At 66.6% G+C, this 19,324-nt stretch carries 17 protein-coding genes and 1 pseudogene; 7 read left to right on the plus strand and 11 right to left on the minus strand.

Annotation, left to right across the window (positions count from 1 at the left end):
* Nucleotides 1–443: 443 nt before the first annotated feature.
* Nucleotides 444–680, plus strand: coding sequence for a hypothetical protein (locus tag SLNSH_RS19560; protein WP_106339068.1), 237 nt, complete (start codon nucleotides 444–446; stop codon nucleotides 678–680).
* Between the two features lie 304 nt (nucleotides 681–984).
* On the opposite strand, the gene SLNSH_RS19565 is transcribed toward SLNSH_RS19560, so the two are convergent.
* Nucleotides 985–2,535, minus strand: coding sequence for a sensor histidine kinase (locus SLNSH_RS19565; RefSeq protein WP_158266828.1), 1,551 nt, complete (start codon nucleotides 2,533–2,535; stop codon nucleotides 985–987).
* Nucleotides 2,536–2,853: 318 nt separating this feature from the next.
* Nucleotides 2,854–3,426, minus strand: coding sequence for a Ros/MucR family transcriptional regulator (locus SLNSH_RS19570; RefSeq protein WP_245422422.1), 573 nt, complete (start codon nucleotides 3,424–3,426; stop codon nucleotides 2,854–2,856).
* Nucleotides 3,427–4,428: 1,002 nt separating this feature from the next.
* Between SLNSH_RS19570 and SLNSH_RS19575 the strand changes: the two genes are divergently transcribed.
* Nucleotides 4,429–5,379 carry a crotonase/enoyl-CoA hydratase family protein gene (locus tag SLNSH_RS19575; RefSeq protein WP_106339074.1) on the plus strand — a complete coding sequence of 317 codons (951 nt, stop codon included), beginning with the start codon at nucleotides 4,429–4,431 and terminating at the stop codon, nucleotides 5,377–5,379.
* Here SLNSH_RS19575 and SLNSH_RS19580 read toward each other — a convergent pair.
* A complete protein-coding gene (locus SLNSH_RS19580; RefSeq protein WP_106339076.1) occupies nucleotides 5,358–7,778 on the minus strand; it encodes an ATP-binding protein in 2,421 nt (806 codons plus the stop codon). The two genes, SLNSH_RS19575 and SLNSH_RS19580, sit on opposite strands and share 22 nt — an antisense overlap.
* A gap of 118 nt (nucleotides 7,779–7,896) precedes the next feature.
* Here SLNSH_RS19580 and SLNSH_RS19585 point away from each other — a divergent pair, with 118 nt between their 5' ends.
* A complete protein-coding gene (locus tag SLNSH_RS19585; protein ID WP_106339078.1) occupies nucleotides 7,897–8,307 on the plus strand; it encodes a response regulator in 411 nt (136 codons plus the stop codon).
* A 36-nt stretch (nucleotides 8,308–8,343) separates the two neighbouring features.
* Here SLNSH_RS19585 and SLNSH_RS19590 read toward each other — a convergent pair whose 3' ends face one another.
* The 4 genes from SLNSH_RS19590 to SLNSH_RS19605 form a co-directional block, all read right to left on the minus strand.
* A complete protein-coding gene (locus SLNSH_RS19590) occupies nucleotides 8,344–8,826 on the minus strand; it encodes a response regulator (protein ID WP_106339080.1) in 483 nt (160 codons plus the stop codon).
* A 126-nt stretch (nucleotides 8,827–8,952) separates the two neighbouring features.
* Nucleotides 8,953–9,534, minus strand: a complete 582-nt coding sequence (locus tag SLNSH_RS19595; protein ID WP_106339082.1) for a lytic transglycosylase domain-containing protein — start codon at nucleotides 9,532–9,534, stop codon at nucleotides 8,953–8,955.
* A 705-nt stretch (nucleotides 9,535–10,239) separates the two neighbouring features.
* Nucleotides 10,240–10,896 (minus strand): Crp/Fnr family transcriptional regulator, encoded by a 657-nt coding sequence (locus SLNSH_RS19600; protein ID WP_106339084.1) that lies wholly within the window; start codon nucleotides 10,894–10,896, stop codon nucleotides 10,240–10,242.
* 69 nt (nucleotides 10,897–10,965) lie between these two features.
* Complete coding sequence (locus SLNSH_RS19605) at nucleotides 10,966–12,435, minus strand: porin (protein WP_106339086.1); 1,470 nt, start codon at nucleotides 12,433–12,435, stop codon at nucleotides 10,966–10,968.
* A gap of 492 nt (nucleotides 12,436–12,927) precedes the next feature.
* Here SLNSH_RS19605 and SLNSH_RS25750 point away from each other — a divergent pair.
* The 4 genes and pseudogenes from SLNSH_RS25750 to SLNSH_RS19620 form a co-directional block, all read left to right on the plus strand.
* Nucleotides 12,928–13,152 (plus strand): annotated as a pseudogene (locus SLNSH_RS25750) (acyltransferase family protein); the annotation flags it as partial.
* 251 nt (nucleotides 13,153–13,403) lie between these two features.
* Nucleotides 13,404–13,661 (plus strand): hypothetical protein, encoded by a 258-nt coding sequence (locus SLNSH_RS25235; RefSeq protein ID WP_106339088.1) that lies wholly within the window; start codon nucleotides 13,404–13,406, stop codon nucleotides 13,659–13,661.
* Between the two features lie 236 nt (nucleotides 13,662–13,897).
* On the plus strand, nucleotides 13,898–15,379 hold the full coding sequence (locus tag SLNSH_RS19615) for a pilus assembly protein TadG-related protein (protein ID WP_158266829.1): 1,482 nt from the start codon (nucleotides 13,898–13,900) through the stop codon (nucleotides 15,377–15,379).
* Nucleotides 15,366–15,602, plus strand: a complete 237-nt coding sequence (locus tag SLNSH_RS19620; protein ID WP_146140316.1) for an acylphosphatase — start codon at nucleotides 15,366–15,368, stop codon at nucleotides 15,600–15,602. The genes SLNSH_RS19615 and SLNSH_RS19620 overlap by 14 nt, the downstream gene beginning before the upstream one ends.
* Before the next feature lie 62 nt (nucleotides 15,603–15,664).
* Here SLNSH_RS19620 and SLNSH_RS19625 read toward each other — a convergent pair whose 3' ends face one another.
* The 4 genes from SLNSH_RS19625 to SLNSH_RS19640 form a co-directional block, all read right to left on the minus strand.
* A complete protein-coding gene (locus SLNSH_RS19625) occupies nucleotides 15,665–15,958 on the minus strand; it encodes a GYD domain-containing protein (protein WP_106339094.1) in 294 nt (97 codons plus the stop codon).
* 380 nt (nucleotides 15,959–16,338) lie between these two features.
* A complete protein-coding gene (locus SLNSH_RS19630) occupies nucleotides 16,339–17,295 on the minus strand; it encodes a threonine ammonia-lyase (protein WP_106339096.1) in 957 nt (318 codons plus the stop codon).
* Nucleotides 17,292–18,332 (minus strand): succinylglutamate desuccinylase/aspartoacylase family protein, encoded by a 1,041-nt coding sequence (locus SLNSH_RS19635; protein WP_106339098.1) that lies wholly within the window; start codon nucleotides 18,330–18,332, stop codon nucleotides 17,292–17,294. The genes SLNSH_RS19630 and SLNSH_RS19635 overlap by 4 nt, the downstream gene beginning before the upstream one ends.
* A 185-nt stretch (nucleotides 18,333–18,517) precedes the next feature.
* The gene (locus tag SLNSH_RS19640) at nucleotides 18,518–19,300 is read right to left on the minus strand and encodes a transporter substrate-binding domain-containing protein (protein WP_106339100.1); all 783 of its coding nucleotides are present in this window, start codon (nucleotides 19,298–19,300) and stop codon (nucleotides 18,518–18,520) included.
* Between the last annotated feature and the right edge of the window lie 24 nt (nucleotides 19,301–19,324).

A 19,324-nucleotide genomic window follows, 5' to 3' on the forward strand; every position in this document is an offset into this window, starting at 1 on the left:
ATCGCCTACCTGAACGGCTTCATCGGGCGGGAGCAGCTGCTGAAGAGCGCACGACAGTTCGGGAAGACGGCTTATGGTCGGAACCTGTCCAGACTTGCGGAGAGATCCGGTTCCGGGAACTGAGCTTTTGGTAGCGCATGCCAATCTAATTACACGCGATTGGGCACCGTTGCTGTCCTGCAAAGCCGGATCGGGCGGTGCTCCGAATTCTCCAGAATGCGCGCGAGGCGATGCAGGGCGCCCCCGGCCGGCTGGCCGGCTCGCATCTGTGGACTTGCGGCGTCGGCGCTACTTGGCACGACGCGACCTTGCCACTGCAAGGATATGGCGCGATTCCTGCAGTTAACAGATCCTGTCCAGCTCCTCTCGAATAGCCTTAACGGGCTGAACGGAAGAACAACTCCCCAGGGCTACTATTCGGCAACGTGCTCGAGGAGCTGCACATGTCCCGCCAATTCAACGCCGCCCGTTTCTCCTTTGCGTTCGCCGTGGTCTCACTGGGACTCACCAGCGTAGCCCAGGCTCTCCCCGCGCCCTTCCTAGGCAATCCGATCAAAGCCGCGCTGGCGGTTTCGGCCGATCCGACGGGCGGCCTGGAGGTGCGTTCCTGCGTGGTGGAGCGACCTGTTGCAGACGGCCTTCAGGCCGGCGCCGCCTTGCTGCCGAAGGCTCAGCGCTGAGCCTTCGTCCTGGGAGCCTGCGAAGCTCGCAATGCGCCGAAGGAAGCAACGGCTGGCACCGGACAGATGATCTTCCGTGCGCTGCTACGCCGAGAGGATAGTCCGAATACCGCTGGACCGGGCGGAGCGGCCGGACGATCCTGAGTCAGGCCTCTTCGGTTTCTGAGGCTCCCTGTCGAAGGCGCCCGTCGGCGGATGTACCCGGCGGGCGCCTCGCTGTTCCTAGCATTTCGTGGCCCGAGCCGATCCCGACCTTGGGGCACTTCAGCCCAGCGCTCCCGGCTGTCGACGGATGCGGGCCGGATCAGCCGTTTGGCGGCGCGCCGCACGCCCCGTCCGCCGCCCGTCCTTCGAGGACGCAGCGGATGCCCTCCGCCCTGAACTCGTGCGAGGCGGCGCCCCCCAGATCCTGCGCCGCCAGCCGCTCGATGAGCTTGGAGCCGAAGCCGACCCGGCGCGGCGGCGCCACCGGCGGGCCACCTGTCTCGACCCACTCCAGTCGGAAGCGCGAAGAAGCTTCATCTGCTGCGGCCCAGGTAACCGAGACGCGGCCGGCGTCATTGGAGAAGGCGCCATATTTGACTGCGTTTGTCACAAGCTCATGCAGGGCCATCGCGGCGGCGAGGGCCGCCTTCGGCTCGAGCAGGATGGGCGGGCCCGACAGAGACAGCCGGCTCAGGCTCACAGCGGCCGTCCTGAGCGTGTCGGCGACAATGTCCGGAAGGGAGGCGTGGCGCCAACTGCTCTCGGTCAGCATGCCGTGGGCGAGGGCCAGCGCGTTCAGCCGCCCCAGGAAGGCGGCCTGCAGCTCTGGGGGCGCCGCCGCACCCTTGAAGGTCTGTTGGGCGATCCCCTGAACCACGGCGAGCGTGTTCTTGACGCGATGGTTCAGTTCGGCGACCAGCAACTGGCGCAGCGACTCTGCTTCTTCGCGCTCGGTGACATCGACGTTGACGCCGATCATGCCCAGGAACTCGCCGGCCGGGGAGAACCGGGGCTGCGCATCGGTGACAAGGACTCGGTAGCCTCCCTGGGCGGCGCGGTAGCGCGCCTGCATGGCCACGCCAGTCCGTTCCTGAATCGCACGGGCCATGGCGTCCACCACGCCCTTCGCGTCGTCCGGATGAATGGTGGCGGACCAGTCAAAGAGCCCGATGTCGCGGTCCGGCACGGCCCAGAACTCACGCAGCTTCCGGTTCAGATGCTCGCAGCGCCCGTTCGCGTCGCTGGTCCAGATCATCACTGGCGCGTTTTCCAGCATCGCCCGCGCGCGCTGCTCCTGCTTCCTGAGAGCCTCCTCCGCCTTGCGGCGCTCCTCGTCGGCCTGCGCCCGCTCGATGCTGAAACCGACTTGGCGGGCGATCATCACGGCGAGATCGACTTCGCGTTGCGTGAACTGATGCCGCTCCTCGTAATAGGTCATGAACTTGCCGATGGTCCCGCCTCGCACCACGAGAGGAACGAAGGCCAGACCGACGATGCCTTCGGCGGCGATGGCCTCCTTGACCTCTGCCGGCTCGCTCGTCAGCGCGATGTCTTCGACCAGGACGGGGTCGGGGCTCGGCTGCCCCAGGCGCCAGGGCGAGTGTCCGTCGACCGCGGCGCGGTAGGGGTCTGAGAGCCCCCGCCAGGCGACGAAGCGCATGACGCCTGCGTGATCAAACAACAGAATGGACGACCTTGAGCAGCCAAGCGCCGCCCGGATCGCGTCGAGGGCGGCCTGGTAGACCTCCTCGAGGCCCAGCGCGCGGAACAGCCGATCAGTCAGCTGGTAGAGAACGGCGAGGTCGTCTGGTCGAGGCGGCGCGCTGGACGGCCAGGGCCAACCTCCCTGGTCTTCATCCGCCATGTGCATGGGCGCCATAACCTCAGCCATAGCTTCAAACTACGTTCCTTCGAGGCTTTGAGCAATTGCGGGCCAGGACGGCTTGGCTCCCATCCGACACCGGCGTACGCGACCGACTGTTCCCGCCCAGGCTCTGCAGGGCTCGTCCGGCTCGGCGTTCAGCTCGCCAAATCTTCGCCCCCGTTTTCGCCGCCATCGGCAACGGGCAGAAGGCTCGCCCGGCTCGGTCTGGGAGCGAGAGCGCCGAAGCGGCGCGGGCGGCCCTCCCCTATCTCGGACTGTTCTGGCGAGGCGCCCCGGGCCGATGGGCACTGCAGCGTTGAGGGCTCACTCGCCACGAAAAGAGGGCGCCTGCTCCGATTTGACGGGAGCGGGCCCCTCCGGGTCATTGCTGTTGGCAGCGGCGCCATCCGCCGTCGCGCCGCCCAGGCTTGGGCCGCTTCCGCCCGTGACAGGGGTGTCCTGCGGCTCTGGATCCTGCTGTGCGGTCACCCCGCCGTCCTGGGCAGGCGCGCCGCTTCGCTGATGTCGACGGATCGCGCCAAGGCCCATGTCACGCGCCAGAGCCGAGCGTTTTGCGGCATAATTCGGCGCCACCATTGGATAATCGTTCGGCAGGCCCCATTTCGCTCGGCAATCTGCCGGGCTCATGCCGTAACGGGTCGTCAGGTGGCGACGAAGCGACGTGTAGGGTCTCCCGTCCTCCAAGCAGATGATCGCATCGGCCCGCACCGACTTGGAAAGCGGCACGGCCGGCGCTTGCTGCGGTTCCTCAGTGGCTTCGCAAGCGGCGCCCATGAAGGCTTCGTGCACGCGGGCGACGATCCAGGCGACGTCCTGGGTCGGGACGGCGTTGTTCGCCACGTATGCGGCGACGACGTCGGCGACCCGCTGCAGCATGTCTTCCTCTCGGGACATGGCTTATCGCCCTCGCCTTTAAGTTGGTGATGCTAAATCGTTTGACCGGGTGGGGGGCAACCTAACCAGTCGGATTAAGACGCCGGACTGCTTCTGCTGCCGAAAAGCCCGGTACGGCGGGGCTCTGGCTTTTGTGCGCCTTGGAAAAAGCGTGAGTGCGGGCCATTCTTGTTTTGAAGTGCGATAAGCTTCGTCTATCAGATTGCTTAGCGCTGCTAATCGGGCTGGGTGGATGACGCCAAGAAGCACATTTCGATTTCTTCGGCCTGTTCTCGGCGCCGTCGCCTATGTAGGGGTCGCCGCGATAACATGGATCTCTGTGATCATCATTTTCGCGCTCGCCGGGTTGCGGTCCGCTCTCACTTGGGCCTTCAGAGCGATCCAGAAAGTCCTCGGTTACGGCGAGAGACCCCGTTAGGCGGCGCCGGTGGATCTGCCCGCGCAAACGGCAGAGTCGTTTCCGCGTCTTGACCTTCGTTTGCTCGTCTGCATCGCGTTCCGGAACACGTCGTACGACCGGCCACGGCGGAGCGCGCAGGCATGGGATGAAATTGGCTGCTGGCGCGCACCTCCTGCGCCGGCTGGTCAGGGCAGGACCACACCGGCGGCCATAACTCGGCAGTATCTCCGGCCGCGCCAGGGCCAGCTTGCGCTCGGTCGGGCCCGCCCCGCGCCTAGAGGCCCCAACGAAAGTCTCGATCAGCTGGCGCCGGCATGACCGGCGCCCTGGAGGTGAATGGTCTGCGCACTGGACGGATTCGCCGTTCGGACCAGCCGAACCGACTGCGTTGAGCTGCCTGCCGGGGTCGCGCTGTCGAGCGACGGCCGGCGGATCCGCTCACGCGGCGAGACCTGGTCCTGGTCGAGGCAGTGCGGCGGCCGCCGCGGGCGCCAGCCGGAGCTCATTAAGGTTAACAAAGGGTTGACGTCGAAGCTCAACTGCGAACGGCCTATGAAGAGCCTGCGGCACAGAGGCAGGCCACCATGCGACACCCCTTCATCGAGCGCGCGGCGCCATCAGCCGCCGCGCCCACGTCCGTCGTCTTCCCGACCCGCCACCACCCCCGCGACCGGGCGGCTCCCTGGCTCGACCAGCATTTCTTTGATGAAATCGAGGTCTCCTGGCGCACGGGCCAGCGGGCGATCTGGGGCCTGATCAAGGCGCGACAGGCCCCCTGCTTCACCCCTTCCCTGCTGCGCGAGCTCCTCAGGCTGCGCGATCTCGTCGAGGACAATCTCGCGCAACCGGACCGGTCGGAGCGCGCCCGCTACTTCGTGCTCGGCTCGAAGACCCCCAGGGTGTTCAATTTCGGCGGCGACCTGCGGCTCTTTTCCGAACTCATCCGGGCGCGCGACGCCGAGGCGCTGCGCGGATACGCTTATGACTGTGTCGAAGCCATCTACCGCAACCTGGGCCACGAGCTGCCCGTCACCTCCATCGCCCTGGTGCAGGGCGACGCTCTCGGCGGCGGCTTCGAGGCCGCGCTGTCGTTCGACGTCCTCGTGGCCGAGCGCAGCGCCAAGTTCGCCTTGCCGGAGATCATGTTCAACCTCTTCCCCGGCATGGGCGCCTACGCGCTGCTGGCGCGGCGCATCGGGCCGGCCCAGGCCGAGCGGCTCATCCTGGGCGGGCTGAGCTACACGGCGGACGATCTAAAGGCGATGGGCCTCGTGGACGTGGTCGCCGAGGACGGTCGAGGGGTTGAAGCCGTCGAGGCCTTCATCGCCGCAAACGAGCGCTCCTATGAGGCGCGGCGGGCCATTCACACGCTTCGCAAGAGAACCTGGCCGATCACCCGGGAGGAGCTGCGGCAGGCCACCGACCTTTGGGTGGAGACGGCGATGCAGCTGCCAATGGAGGACCTGCGGCGCATGGGACACCTCCGGGCGGCGCAGGATCGGCGCCTGCGGGCTCAGGACCGCGCCCTGAGCTGATCCCGACCTGCCTCCTCGAAGCCGTCGTCGCAGGCGGCTGCGGCGCCCGCGCCCGGCTGCCCCGCCAAGGCGTGCTGAAAGCGCAGCAGGGCCCCGGGCAGCCGTCTTTGCGGCGGAGCCGACGACGCCAGGAGCTCAAAGCCCGCGTCGCAGCAGGCGGCGCACAGAGCCGCGACCTCGGCTGCCCCGACATTGCCCGCGGCGCTCTTCAGGGCGTGGGCGATGGATTGGAGCTCGGTCCAATCCTGGTCGCGATCGGCGCGCGCGAGCGCGTCCAGCTTTTCGGCCGCGATCCCCAGGAAATCACAGGTCACCTCGGCCAGGAACGCGTCGCCGCCGATGCCGCGCAGCGCCGCGCGCGCGGCCTCGTCCACGGCAGGCGCGGCGGCGGGCGGGGTGTCCGCAGCTGCGGCAGGCGAGCGGCCATCAAGGGCGGCCCGAATGGCCTTGAGCAGGTCGATCCGGTTGACCGGCTTCGTGACGCAGCCGACCATGCCGGCCTCGCGGCACCGCCGCGCGGTGTCGGAGGTCGCGTCGGCGGTGAGGGCGAGGATCGGGCATCCCGGTTCCGACCCTCGCGCCGTGGTGTAGATCCGGGCGGCGTCCACGCCGTTCATGACCGGCATGTTCACGTCCATCAGCACGATGTCGAACTCGTCCTGGTTCAGCTGGTCCAGCGCGGCGTCGCCGTCGCCCACCAGGCGCACGCGAGCGCCTGCGCCTTCCAGCATCTTGGCGACGACCTTCTGGTTGACGCGGTTGTCTTCGGCGACCAGCACCCGCAACCCCGCCAAGGAGCCGTTCGCTGAGGCCGAGGGCGTGGGCAAGCCCGGGACAAGACGCATGGCCCATGCGAGCGCCGCCTTGGGGAGATTCTCAGGCAAGGTGGAGGTAATAAGGGCTCGGTCCTCAGGCGCTAGGGGAGCGGTCGGCTCCGGCGTGACCAGCAGGATCGGCATGGCGGCGAAGTTCGCCCGCAACTCCGCAGCCCTCGCCCGCCAGCCCGCGTCAGCGGCATGCACCAGCGCGACGGCGCCTGCCTCCGGGCTCGGCGCGACTGCAGGAAAACCGCCGGCCCGCAAGGCTTCGCGCAGCCCAGCAGACAGGGCGTCCGGCGCCTCCACCACGACCGATTTCGCCGTGACAGCGGTCGGCCCGGACGCCTCCGCCAGCGGCCACTCGAACCAGAAGCAGCTGCCCTGTCCGACTTCGCTGTCGACGCCGATCACGCCTCCGGCGGCCTCGACCAGTTCCTTGACAAGCGCGAGCCCGAGGCCGGTGCCGCCGTAACGATCCGCAATCCGGGCGTCCGCCTGGGTGAACCGTTCGAAGATCCTGCCCCGGGCGTCTGCCGCGATGCCGATCCCTGTGTCGCTGACCTCAAAACGGATGTGGGTGGCGCGCTGCGACGGCGCGACCGCCACAAGGACACGTCCGCGGTCTGTGAACTTGACGGCGTTCGCGCACAGGTTGACGAGCGCCTCGCGCAAGCGGCCGGCGTGCCCGACGAACAGCAGCGGCGTATCCGACGCGATGCTGACGTTGAAGGCGAGCCCCTTCTCGCGCGCCTGCACGAAGACCATGCCGCGCACCGACCCGAGCAGGTCGGGCAAGGCGAAGAGTTCAGGCTCGCCCAGGGCGGCTCCCGACTGCAGCCGAGACACGTCGAGCAGCCTGGTGATCAAGCCGAGGAGCGTCCGCCCGGCGGCTCCGACAGCTTGCACCATCTCCACCTGAGCGGGAGCCAGCGAGCCGTCGTCCAACAGTTCGCTGAAGCCGATGACGGCGTTCAGGGGCGTGCGGAGCTCATGGCTGACGCCGGCCAGGAACAACGTCTTCGACCGACTGGCCTCCTCGGCCTCGTGCTTCGCCTCGGAGAGCATCCGGATCAGCTTCGATACGTAGAGCGGCAGCACCACCAGGCCGACCAGGAGACCGATGGAGAGCGGCAGGTGGGCGTTCCAGAACGGCGTCGTGAGGATGACCCCGGAGAAGAGCGCAGCCCCAACCGCACTGGCTGCGAACAGGTAGCTCAGGCCGAAACGGAAGCCATTGCCAAAAATGACCCACAGATAGATCGGGAAGATGCAGGCCGATGCCTCGCCCCCCGCATTCAGCCCTACCGAAAGGCTGGCCAGATCGGCGACAATCGCCAGGAGCCTGCGACCCGCTGAAGGACCGGGGCGCCAGACCAGATGAACGAAAAGCAGGGCCGTGAGCAGATAGTGAACTGCGAAGACTTTCCAGGTCAGCTCCAGCATCTGCGACGCCCGGAGATCGCCGACCCCGCTCGCCACGACCAGATAGCCAAGCACGATGCTGAGCAGGACGACCCTGTTGGCCGTCATCTCGTGCTCGTTGCCCTCGTGCCCCTGCAGTCTCGCCCTGAGCCAGTGCATGTCGCGTCCTCCGGGGCCAGCATCGGACGGGCATGTTGATATTCAGTGACTCGTCGGTCGTTCGACTTGCGACGGCGCTCTTTGCCAATGGTTTACGAGTCGGGGCTAGCGTGCCGTCATGAAGTACGACGCTCGTGCGACTCGTCCTGTGTCCGCCGCCCCGAAGCGCGTTCTCGTGGTCGACGACGATCCGACGTTTTGCAAAATCGCTCTGCGCGCTTTCACAGACGAAGGCACGGAGGTGGTGACGGCGGCGGACGGCCTGCGCGCGATCGAGCGCCTGCGGCCTGGCCAGGTCGACCTCTTGGTTGTCGACTTGGAGATGCCCGGCGCGGACGGGTTTTCGGTCATCAAGCACGTCAGGAGCACGGAGGGGCTCACCAAGCTCCCTGTGATCGTCATCACCGGCAAGAAGAGCCTGGACGCGATTGACACGGTCTACCGGCTGGGCGCCAACTCTTATGTGACCAAACCGGTCAACTGGGCGCTCCTGCCCTATAAGGTGAAGGACACCCTGGCCAAGGCCTGACGCCGGTGATGACTCGCTTTCGCCCGTTGCAATGTCTCAGGGCAATGTCGCCTCGATGCGGAGCTGCAGCTCTGCTGCGGTGAACGGCTTTCTGAGCCAGTCCACCTCATGACCAAGAGCGCGGGACGCCTTTTCGGGCTCCCCGGTCATGATGACGGCCGCCACATCCTCCCCAGCGGCGCGCGCACGGGCGATGAGTTCGTCGCCGGTCTCATCCCCTAGGAAATAATCTACGATCAGCAGGTCGTAGTCGCGGCTCCTGAGCCGGGCCAAGGCCGCCTCGCAGCTGCTGGCCCGATCGATGTCCCGGACGCCGAGCTCCCTTAGCATCTTCTGCACAATGGTCAGCATGGGCGCGAAGTCGTCGACGACCAGAACTGACACGCGGCCCCAATCAACCATTGCCCAGCCCTTCACCCGCAATCTCTGCACGAAGCAGAATTCGAAGATCCGCCGCGACGGCACCTGTAGGCCGAGGCGAGGCTGCGCGCCGGCACGTCCCGCGCCGGTCTGACGCATGCGGCTCCTGCGCTTGCCAGGCGGAAGCTTAACCGGGATCGCCCGCCTGCGGCAATGCGGACGATCTCGGGGTGTCTAGGTACAGCTGGCGCCCGCCCGGCTCATGCGCCTGGCTGCGCCCGACGCTCAAAGCTTGGCTTCGCGGCTCCTGGCGGCCGGATGATCCATCAGAGCCATCACCTTGCGCCCATAGGCGGTGCAACGCCGCGCGCGGGAAATCCCAGTGTTGTAGGCGGAGGCGGCGGCGCAGCTCGCGCCATGCTCCTCCACCGCCTGCTTGAGGTAGCGCATGCCGGCCTCAAGTCCGTTGCGGCAGTCGCGCAGGTCGCCGGTGACCCCGACAGAACGGGCCGTGCCCTTCAGCGTCTGCATCAGGCCAGTCGCTGTGGAGTGGCGGTTCTTGGCGGCGCAGTCATAGCGGCTCTCGACCTGCACGATGGCGTGGGCCAGGGCCGGAGGCACCCCATGCTCCTCGGCGACAGCCGTGACGAGCTGCTTCACGCTGTCGGCGTCCTGGGCCGGAGGGAGGGCCTCGGCGGTGGGCTGCGGTTTCTTTTCGGGATCCGGTGCGGGAACCGCTGTGGGGCGGCTTGCATTTAGAGTGTGATGGTGGCGGCCGTGGCTGGCCGTCCCTGAGTGCTTGGCCTTCGCAAAAGCGGGAGAGGCAAGAACCATCGCCAGCAAGAGGGCGAGGATGGTCTTGTTCATGAACTGCGTGACTCCTGTGGTGAACGATGCCGTCCCTGCGAGTCTGGGTGCGGCAAGGGGTTCGGCTGATCCTCCGAACCGTCGAGCACGCCGTGATCCTGCACTGGCGCACACGAGTGACTGAGACAGCGGGCGCTGTCCCGGGCGAAGATGATCTCCTTGATCGCGAGACGAACCACCAAGGATGCGGGGTACATCCTGTGATGTGGGCCAGCAAAAACCCGCGCGAAAACGCGCGGGCCACCTCTTCAATCGCGGGCGGCGGCTACATCTCCCGGAAACAAGGCATAACTTTGGCCCACATCGAAGGCCTTTGATGGATTGATCACGAAATAGCTTCGAGCCCGGCTCAGGCAGAGCTTGGCCGGCCAAATCTTGTCTTACGCGCTTATCCCGCAGACCTTAGTAGATCATTGAGCTGCACTTTCTCCGAACTTTCGCCGATTGCATCCGCAGCGACGCAGAGCCGCGGCCGTGGCTAGTCTGGCGCGAGCTGAGTGGTCAGCGTTCCCGACCGGGCTGCCACCTCGCCGCTCCAGCCAATCGGCTCACGCGGGGAGCGGGGTGCTCAGGGCTCCGGACAACGAAAGGCCCCGCAGCGGGGCTTCGCTGCAGGGCCGGCGCATGGAGGTTCTCTGATCTCTCAAGCTAGTCTTCAACGCGCGGGACCACAACCTGTTCCTTTGGGCAGGTTGGAAGGGCGGCTTACGGCCCGGCGGCGAACGCCGCCAACCTGCGCAAGTCGTGAAGGATGACGTACTTGCCCTTCGTCTCGACGCCATAGGCGGCCAAGTCATTGAAAGCCTTGGTGATGTAGACGGGCGTGGTGCCCATCAAACTGGCGATCTCGATCTTAGGCAGCGGCAGCTTGGCCAGGGCGCCCTCGCCTGCGTGACCCAGTTCCGCCAGGAGCCAGGCGGCGAGCCGTTCAGACGCGGTCTTCAATTTTGCGTCAGCCCACGCCCCGAACACGGCCGCGCGATCCTGGGCGAGATGCCGCGCCACGTCCTTGGCGAAGCCGAAGTCCTCCGCGAACTGATCGAGAAAGGGCGCCGCCCCCATCGCGAGGACGGTCACGCCGGTGACCGCGCGCCCGGTGAACCCGTATGGCGTCGCCGCCAGAGCGGCCTCGGCGCCCAGGACGGCGCCTGGGCCCACCAAATCCATCAGCGAGCTTCGGGCCTCACGACGAGCGATCCGGGCCACCCTCCCGCTCAGCACCCCGAAGATCATGCGGCAAGGCTGGCCCTGCTCGAACAGCGACACCCCCGCCGGATAGCTCTGCACGATGCCGGCCAATCGGATCCGGGTTTCGCGGTTGCTGGCGGGAAACAGGGTGAGCAGATCGTCAGATGGGGACATGACATGCTCGCTGAAACAGAAAGACCCCGGCGCGAGCGCCGGGGTCCAAGACCAGTCCGTGAGGACGGATCAGAAGTCGCGCTGAATCTTCAGGCGAGTGTTCCAGATCGAGTCGTTGCGGACCGAGAGGGCCGCCGGGTCCGTCGCCAGGAAGGTGGCGCTCGGGCCGTTGCCGACGTTCGCGTGGATGTAGTTCACCTCGGCGCCGATATCGAGATCCTTGATCGGCGACCAGGTCACGTTCGTGCCCAGGGTCCAGTACGTCAGGTCGCGAGCGCGGTTGACGAAGGCCGTGGCCGGAGTGGCGGCGCCGAAGGCAGCGAACACGGAGGACGGAGCGTCGCTCTTGATGTACGAGGCCAGGAACGCCTGACGGATGGTGGGGGTCCAGTAGTGCAGCATGGCGGCCGTCAGGCCCCACACAGCCGGCTTCTCGACGTCGTAGGTCGCGACACCGCCGAGAACGCCACCGTTCGCCACGAGGTAGGCGTCCGGAATGATCGCGCCGGTTCCGCCGAAGCTCCAGCCCGTCTTACCCGTACCGAAGGGGTTCGACAGGATGTAGGACGGAGCGCCCTTGGTGTAGGTGCCCTGCAGGTAGAGGGCGTCACCAGGCGAGAGCATCGGCAGGTTGATCTTCGTGCCGAGGTTCACAGCCCAACCGTACTCCGCGTCGGGAGCATTGAAGTTGAACGCCGCGCTGCTGCCGACGCCAGTGTAGGCGCCCACGCGGATCTGATGGAGGGCACCCGAGAGCTGCACCGAACCCCAGGCGGAGTCATAGCGCAGGTTGGCGACCGCATCCGGAACACCCTCGCCGGTGTAGGCGAAGCCGCCAGCGTTCGTCGCGGTGAGCGCGGGAACGCCGGTGCCGGCCGGGGCGAAGAAGTTGCCGACGTTGATGCCCGAGCGACGCTCAACCGAGTCTTCCATCGACAGCGTGGCGCTGAAGCCCGAGCCGAAGGTCGCGGTGTAAGCGAGGACGTTGTTGACGAGCGCCGAGCCAGCGGTCGTGCCGACGTACTCGAGATCGCCCGAGTAGAAGTCGAAGAACGACTGCGTGCGGCCAGCGGTGATGCCGCCGAACTGAACGAAGGCGCGGTTCAGGTCGACCGTGGTCTGAGCCTGACCGTTGTAGTCCACGCTCGAGCCGGTGAAGGCGATGCCCGTACGAGCCTGCGAGCCGGAGTAGATCTGGCCGATACGACGACGGACGTCGACGCGGACGTAAGCGCGGACCAGGCCGTACTCGGTCGCCGTGCGGGCGTCCATGTACATGCGGCCCGTGGTGCGCGAGCCGGTCGTGGCGTCGTTACGCACGAAGGGCTGGCCGTACTGGAACTCGTAGGCGGCTCGGCCGCCGACGCGGATGCAGGTGTCGGTGCCGGGGATGTAGAAGAAGCCAGCACCCATGGTCGAGCAAACGCGAACGTACTCGACCGGGGCCGCCTTCTTGGACGGCAGGTCGGCGGCCTGGGCGGTCGCGACGGCAGCGATGCCGGCGGCGCTCCCAAGCAGCAGGCTCTTAACGAGCTTCATTGTGGAACCTCCAAGTTGCGGATTTGGGGGCGCTCGTCATGAGCCCCTCCCTGCTAATCGGTACGCCTGCGAACGCCCTCGTCCCGACTCGCGACAGGGAAGCCCCCCTGTCACTGAAGGGAAGGTAGCTGATCCGACCGGTCGTTCAACTTGGTTCTGCCCAAATGCTGCCCATATCCAAAGCTTTCCGGCGGCGTGTTGCGGTTTTGCAACCCCGGCGGGCGCCCCGGCGCATGAATCATCTGTCGGAAATGGGCCAGCTTCTCCAAGGTCTTGCTTGAACCACGCGGCTGGGGCGACGAAGCGGGCCCTCCTCCGTCGGCGATGATCAGAAACCCCGCTTCGCAACGGGGCCGAAGTCTGGCCTTCTTGCAACCGGAAGAATCATCGTGCCTTGGGCCGTTCTGTCCCCTCGAAAGCCGACCCGCCCGAATCGGCCACTCGGAGGAAAGGCCAACTTAAAACCGCCCCGCGTCGTCATGTGGGCATGCCCTGCGCTTCAGACCGAATGGCCATCGTCGACACCGTCAAGGCTTGTGCATCCTCATAGTTGTGGCGATGCACACGAAGCTCGGGCTCGGCTAGGCGCTCGGGCGCGAGGGCTTAGTGCACGCCGCCGTGGCTTTCGCCAAATCGTTCCGGATGCCGGACTTCTTCCTCATCTCGGGGCTGTTCGCGTCGCGCGTCCTCGACCGTCCCTGGCGGATCTACGTCGACGCTGGACCAAGCTCGACGAGTTCGCCGCGCGCTGGCCAGTTTGGCTGGTCCAAGCTTCATGGCTTCCCTGGCGGGCCTTCTGCTCTGGGCCGCGCTGAACGGCTTCGCCGTTACGACCCCTGCCCCTGTGCTCGGTGTCGCGACGGTGTCGACGGTCCCGGTCCTGCGGCTCGCGCTCGGTCTCGCCGGAGCCGCCGCGGTGGTCACGGCTGCGGCCCATCGGGCACGTTCGATGACTTGCCGGGCTTTCGATGCTGGGGCGCCGCTCGCTCGTGATCTACCTGGCTTTCTTCCTGCCCATGGCGGTCGGACGCGACCTTACGGCCCGGCTCTTTCCCGACGGCGATCCGGGATGGACGGCTCTGGCGGTCACGATCCTAGCCGTGGTCACGCTCCTCCTCGCCGAGCGCGCCGTGCGCGGCACGCGCGTCGGGTTCCTGTTCAGCCGTCCCGCTTGGGCGCGGCTCGCCCCGCCTCGGCTCGGGCCCCTCGCAGCACAAGCGACCTGACGTCTCGTCACCTCCAGTTCGCGCCGAAGGGCGGGGAGGTCAGGGGCGCTCACGACAACGCCGCCTGCCCACTGCGCCGGTACTTTGAGACGCTCTGCTCTTCCGTGGCCATGGAGCCGGTGGCAGTCCAAAGGCGGCCGGCGTCGTGCTGTTCACTAATAAGTTCCTGCACGAGCCACCCTGTTTTCTTTGGTCGGCCACACTCAATTTTTTCTGGTCAGCGATACGAACAGAGAATGATCATTCCCCGATCTGTATTCCGCCTGTTCCAGTGCACCGAGGCTTCCATTGCGATGCTGTTCGGTGTGATGGCTCCGCTCGTCTTCGGCATGGGCGTCGTGGCCACCGACTACGCCAGCATCTACAGAGAACGAAGCACGCTGCAGGACGCCGCCGACAGCGCGAGCCTCGCCGCCGCCTCCGAGCTGCGCCTCGCCAATCCCGACAGCCGGCGTCTCGCAAGCTTGGCGGCGAGCTTCGTCGCCAGCAAGCTGAAGGGCGAGGCGCCAAGGTTCGAAGCCGGCGGGGCCGCGTCTTCTGCGCAGCACTCCGGATCCCAGAGCGAGCATCGAACGATCCAGACGCCGTCTGGGCAGATCGACGTCATCACCACCGTCGATTACGACCGCCAGACGCTCAAGACCGTGCTGTCCCGCAAAGTGGCGACCTACGCCTTGAGGCACCTCGGGGCGGCGCCTGACCAGATCGGGGTCGAGTCGGTCGCCCGGCTGATGGGCGCCTCGCCGCTGTGCGTCCTGTCCCTGGAGCGGAAGGAGAACAAAACCGTTGCGATGCTGAAGGGGTCCAGGGTCACCGCCAAGGACTGCGCGGTGCAGTCGGACTCCGCTTCGGCCGACGGATTGTTCGCCGATGACGCGACCTCGCAAGTGCGCGCCTCGAAAATCTGCGCCGCCACGGCGCCCAGGCGGAGCGCAGCCCTGCAGGTCTTTGCCCCAACCCCGGTCGCCTGCCCCCCGGCGGACGATCCCCTGGCCGCGCGCGCTCCCGCGCCCTTCACGCCCCCATGCATCAACGACCTGCGGGTCCGCTCGGGCGAGGTCGTGACCATCATCACCGGTCCCGTCACCCTTTGCTACAAGCGCATCGAGGTCATGAGCGGCGGACGGGTCGTCATCCGGGGCGGCGGCGTGATCGCCTTCGGCGCTCCGCCCAAGGGGTTCGGCAAACTGGACGGGCTCATCGTGCGCAAAGGCGGCCGGCTGGAGACCGCTCCCGGCGACGGCGTCACGTTCTATTTCATGAACGGCGGAACCTTCGCCTTTCTGTCTGGCTCCTTCGTCAGTCTCTCGGCCCCCACGGGCGGGAGCTATCCCGGGTTCCTGTTCATCGAGGATCCGGCTGGCAAGGCGAAGAAGGAATACTTCGTCAACAGCCTTGGCGTGACCAAGCTGCTGGGGACGATCTACCTGAAGCAGGGCTATCTCAGGATCGACCTGGATGACGCCGCGAGCAAGGCAGCGGTCGATGACGGCGATCCCGACGAAAACGACGGCCTTGCGCCGCTGCCGCCCGGCACCGACCCGAGCAACAGCCCCAACGCGATCTCTGGCGGATCGGCGTATACGATCATCGTGGTTCGCAAGATGGAAGTGCGCAACAAGGCCAATCTGGTCATGAACAGCGACTATCAGGGGACCAGCGTTCCCGTTCCGAAAGGCGTCGGTCCCACGGGAGGGTACGTCGTTGTCGAACGGTGAACGGATGCGGCGGTTGGGCCTCGCCACGCTCGGAACCGTGGCCTTCATCTATGTGACGGCCCAGCTGCTCAAGGTTGAGGAGCAACGCTATGCGCTCGAGATCGGGCTGTGCGGAGCGGCCGAAAACGCGACCGGGGGACGCCTCTTCGCCCGAGACTGCCTGTCCCGCGTGAGCACGGGCAGATCTCCGGTCGTGACGCTCCTGTCAGCGCTGACCCTGTGACGAAACGCCGAAGCGCTCAACCAGCTCGTTCTGCCTGGTGCGCCGGGAGACCGGCTCGCAGCTTACGCCAGCGTCCGCATGATCTCGCGATAGGCGGGCTCCGGGAACGCCTTCAGCGTCTGCGTGCGCATGTTGCCCAACATGCCAAGCTGCAACGTGAAGCGCGCGCCGACTGCATCATCCGGCGCCTCGTAGACCGCGACGAAGTCGTACTTGCCCATGGTCAGGAAGAACAGCTTGAACTCGCCGCCCATCTGTTCAAGCAGCTGCTTCGCCCAGTCGAGACGGTCCGGCGAGTCCTTCGCGTTGCGGATGCCCTGGTCGGTGAACTTGGCGAGCATGATGTAGGTCGTCATGGCAACCTCCCGAGGACCATTCCGGCGCCTCCGGAGCGCCGGGGAGCCCTCCCGGCTTAACGAGGACCTGCCGGCGAGGCAGGCTCGCGCGCGTGATTTTACCACGGCCCCGCCCGTGCCGCGGCGAGCCCAGCGAGGCAGGCCTGATCCAGCGCTGCAGGCATTTGGCGCTGGTCTGGACCTCTCCGGTAAGCCTCGTCGGCCTCGTCCCGGTCGACGCTCAGAAGGGACTTCTTCGATCTGGCGTCCATCACCGCGAAGGGGCGCCGCGGCTTTCCCGATCTCGTCCACGGCGCCCGACGCCGTCCGTTGCTGCGCGGCCATCCTCCAGCGTGCGACGACGGCTTGCCCGGGCGCAACTTTAAGTTGGCAAAGGCCGATCAGCGGGATTCGCCTGAGGACATCCCGTCCGCGCCCGCTCCACAGACCAGGGCACAAACGCGCGCACCCGGGGCCAGCGACGCTCGTCCGGATTGGAGCAAGGCGACTGAGGCTGCGCCTGAAAGATCCGCGGCGACGCCGCATTCAAACCACAGCGAGCGGGCCGCCCGTTCCATCTCGTCGTCCCCGACCAGGATCACCTCGTCGACATTGGCCCGCGCGATCTCGAAGATCGCCTGATCCGTTTGCCGGCAGGACATTGTCGCGACGCGCGTCTCAAGCCGGTCGAGAGCCACCAGCCTGCCGGCCTCGAAGCAGGCGTGCAGGGTGGGCGATCCGAATGGCTCGATCCCGATGATGCGCGTGGCCGGCCGTTTGGCCTTCACCGCGGTCGACAGCCCGCTGATCAGGCCGCCACCGCCGATGGCGACGAGGATGACGTCCACGTCCGGCATGTCGTCGAGGATGTCCAGCCCGAGCGTGCCCTGCCCTGCCACCACGAGCGGATCACTGAACGGGTGCGCGTAAGTTGCGCCGGTCCTCTCCGCGTGCGCGAGGGCGGCGGCGTTCGCCTCGTCCCAGACGTCGCCAACGATCTCCACAGAGGCTCCCCACTGCTTCAGCTTTCTGACCTTGTCGGCCACGACATTGGACGGCAGGAAGACTGTCGCCTGTGCGCCGAGCACGTGCGCCGATCGGGCGATGGCGAGCCCGTGATTCCCGCCCGAAGCCGTGACGACGCCGCGAGCAAGCTCGCCTGTGCTCAGGGTCAGCAGGCGATTCATCGCGCCCCGCGCCTTGAACGACCCTGCCGCCTGCAGCAGCTCTAGCTTGAGCGTGACCTCGAAGTCTCGCTGATCACCCGTGCTCAGCTGCGTGAAGGGCAGTGTCGGCGTCTTTCGGATGTATGGCGCAATGCGCTCGCGCGCTTTTTCAATGGCCGCGAGATCGATCATGAGAGCACCCCCTTGTAGGGGGCGGCTACGACCAGGCAGCAATTCCCCGGCCTGACTCGGCCGGGCTGGCGGCGGCCATAGAGAATTCCGTCAGCAGAATAGTGCAGCGTCGCTGGGGCGCGCGTGGGATCCCACGTGCAATGGATGCGGCCTGCGGGTTCGCCGGCGCTGACCTTCGTGCCGTTGGCGTGAAAGGGCTCGAAGATGCCGTCAGCCGTCGCGTAGACATACGCTGAGGCGCCGGGCAGCTCCAGGATTTGCCCGCCGCCGCGCTCCGCCTGCGGCTCGTCGCGGGCCAGGATTCCCAAGTGGTCAAGCACATTGGCGACGCCCCGCCGGCAGACCTGAAGGGCCGGCAGCGATACAGTCCCGCCACCCGCCATCTCGGTGCCGACCGTGACAAGCCCGGCGCGGCAGGCGGCAGCTGTCGCGGTCCGCGGCTCGCCAAGGTTGCTGATCACCACGGTCATCGGGGCGTCGAAGGCCTGCACGGCTGCGACGTTTCGCTTGTGCAGCGCGGGATCATCGGTTGGCTCGATGATCGCGCTCGGGATGATATCGAGCGAGGAGCCGCCGGAGTGCAGGTCGAGGAAAGCGTCGCCGAGCGGCAGAATGTGGTCGCTGACATAGGCGGAGATCTGCTGGGTGATGGTGCCGCGCGGATCGCCCGGGAACGTGCGGTTGAAATTCAGGCCGTCGACAGGCGAGGTGCGCTTGCCGGCCATGACGGCGTGAACGTTGTTGGCAGGCATCAGGATCAGTCGACCCTGGACCCGGCCAGGGTCGAGATCGCGGATCATGTCGCAGATCGTGATCGGTCCCTCATATTCGTCGCCGTGATTTCCACCCTCGAGGATCGCGGTCGGACCGGAGCCGTTCTTGATGATGGCGATCGGGACAGCCGTGGCGCCCCATGCGTCGTCATCCGGCGAGTGCGGGATCATCACGAACCCGGATTGCTTGCCGTTTCGATCCGGATCGACAGTGAGGAATGCGCTGGATGGGCGCGGCTCGGATCCAATGCGTGTGATGGTCATGACTGGCTCAACGGGCTCCGGCTCTGGATTTCAGGACGCGCTGGGAGATCCCCGCCCTGCGGGCAAGGAGGGGGCAGGGGTGGGCTTCTCGGCCGCACCCCCCTGGCGCCGAGCTTGTGGCCCCGAGGGCAGCGACGGGCGTGGGGCGGTTCTGCCCTCTCCCGTCGGCAGGAATCGGGCAGGCCTCAGAGGCTCGGCAGCGGATCCATCGGCATGTCGAGATATTTGCGGTGCAGCCGGTCGAGTTCGCCGTTCATCGTGTTGAAAAAAATGAAACCGTCCAGCCAGCGCACGAGATTGTGCTGGTCCATCTGCACGCCCATGTGCGCCGGGCTGCGGCGGATGGTGAATTTGCGCTCGAACTCCTTGGTCGGGTTCTGCTTGGCGAGCGCCTGGGCCACGATGCTGTTGGTGGCGAGCAGATCGGCTTGCCCGGTGATGTAGGCGGCCGCGGCCGTCGCGTCGTCCTCCGTGCGCAGCAGGCTCGCCTTGGGCGCCGAAGCGCTGATCGCGAGCTCCTGGGTCGAGCCCTTTGCGGCCGCCACGCGGGCGGATCCGATCGTCTCCGGGCTGGTCACAGCCGAAGACTTCGGCCCGTAGACGGCCAGGAAGGTGTTGGCATACGGCGCCGTGAAGAGGATCTGCTTGGCGCGCTCCGGCGTCAGGCCCATCACCGAGATCACGATGTCGACCTTGTCGGTGAGCAGGAACGGAACGCGGTTTGCGCCCGTGATCTGCTGCATCTCCAACTTCACCCCAAGGCCCTTGGCCACCATCTCGGCCATCTCGATGTCGAAGCCGACCGCCTTGCGGTTCTCGTCCTGCGAGCCGAAGGGAGGCGCATCGAGAGGCACGCCGATGCGCACGACCCCTTTCTGCAAGATGTCCTGCAACTTGTCCGCCCTGGCCTCCACCGAGCCGAAGGCAGCGACGGCCAACGCGGCCAACCCGGCAAGAACTGCGCGCATGCTTTCTCTCCCTGGTTCTCTTGT

Source organism: Alsobacter soli (assembly GCF_003004785.1).
Classification (GTDB): domain Bacteria; phylum Pseudomonadota; class Alphaproteobacteria; order Rhizobiales; family Beijerinckiaceae; genus Alsobacter; species Alsobacter soli.

Coding starts and splice junctions, on each gene's coding strand:
- SLNSH_RS19560 (WP_106339068.1), top strand. CDS start 444: ATGTCCCGCCAATTCAACGCCGCCCGTTTCTCCTTTGCGTTCGCCGTG.
- SLNSH_RS19565 (WP_158266828.1), bottom strand. CDS start 2,535: ATGCACATGGCGGATGAAGACCAGGGAGGTTGGCCCTGGCCGTCCAGC.
- SLNSH_RS19570 (WP_245422422.1), bottom strand. CDS start 3,426: ATGCTGCAGCGGGTCGCCGACGTCGTCGCCGCATACGTGGCGAACAAC.
- SLNSH_RS19575 (WP_106339074.1), top strand. CDS start 4,429: ATGCGACACCCCTTCATCGAGCGCGCGGCGCCATCAGCCGCCGCGCCC.
- SLNSH_RS19580 (WP_106339076.1), bottom strand. CDS start 7,778: ATGCACTGGCTCAGGGCGAGACTGCAGGGGCACGAGGGCAACGAGCAC.
- SLNSH_RS19585 (WP_106339078.1), top strand. CDS start 7,897: ATGAAGTACGACGCTCGTGCGACTCGTCCTGTGTCCGCCGCCCCGAAG.
- SLNSH_RS19590 (WP_106339080.1), bottom strand. CDS start 8,826: ATGCGTCAGACCGGCGCGGGACGTGCCGGCGCGCAGCCTCGCCTCGGC.
- SLNSH_RS19595 (WP_106339082.1), bottom strand. CDS start 9,534: ATGAACAAGACCATCCTCGCCCTCTTGCTGGCGATGGTTCTTGCCTCT.
- SLNSH_RS19600 (WP_106339084.1), bottom strand. CDS start 10,896: ATGTCCCCATCTGACGATCTGCTCACCCTGTTTCCCGCCAGCAACCGC.
- SLNSH_RS19605 (WP_106339086.1), bottom strand. CDS start 12,435: ATGAAGCTCGTTAAGAGCCTGCTGCTTGGGAGCGCCGCCGGCATCGCT.
- SLNSH_RS25235 (WP_106339088.1), top strand. CDS start 13,404: ATGCTGGGGCGCCGCTCGCTCGTGATCTACCTGGCTTTCTTCCTGCCC.
- SLNSH_RS19615 (WP_158266829.1), top strand. CDS start 13,898: ATGATCATTCCCCGATCTGTATTCCGCCTGTTCCAGTGCACCGAGGCT.
- SLNSH_RS19625 (WP_106339094.1), bottom strand. CDS start 15,958: ATGACGACCTACATCATGCTCGCCAAGTTCACCGACCAGGGCATCCGC.
- SLNSH_RS19630 (WP_106339096.1), bottom strand. CDS start 17,295: ATGATCGATCTCGCGGCCATTGAAAAAGCGCGCGAGCGCATTGCGCCA.
- SLNSH_RS19635 (WP_106339098.1), bottom strand. CDS start 18,332: ATGACCATCACACGCATTGGATCCGAGCCGCGCCCATCCAGCGCATTC.
- SLNSH_RS19640 (WP_106339100.1), bottom strand. CDS start 19,300: ATGCGCGCAGTTCTTGCCGGGTTGGCCGCGTTGGCCGTCGCTGCCTTC.